Genomic DNA, 363 nt, shown 5'->3' on the forward strand with positions numbered 1-363 from the left:
AACAAACCCACATACACCCAAGGCCAGACCTAAGCGGCCGCGCTCCTCAAAACCAAAAACCCCAACGCCAAAACACAACGCCACCCCATACCGAACAACAAACAAACTAAAAAAAAAAAGCATCGGATTACTCAACACCAAAAAATTAATATATATGTCAAGCAACCCCAAACAACCCAACAGCCCCTTAAACACAACAAAACAAAAAACCGCCCAAAAAACAAGACACACCCCGCACCAAACAACACGAAGACCGCAAACCCCCAAATGACAAAAAAGCCAAAAAGACCCTGCACCCCAAAAATCGACACAATACAAATAAACAAAAACAAAAAAAAAACCAAAACAAAAAAAAAAAAAACA

The 363-nt window shown here is 40.2% G+C and carries 1 protein-coding gene; it reads right to left on the reverse strand.

Annotated features, from left to right (window positions below; all coding sequences use genetic code 11):
• Positions 1-363, reverse strand: a 363-nt coding sequence (locus tag FTA91_RS20210) for a hypothetical protein (protein ID WP_222423185.1), incomplete at both ends; no start/stop codon positions are given.

The organism is Yersinia thracica (assembly GCF_902170565.1).
GTDB lineage: Bacteria > Pseudomonadota > Gammaproteobacteria > Enterobacterales > Enterobacteriaceae > Yersinia > Yersinia thracica.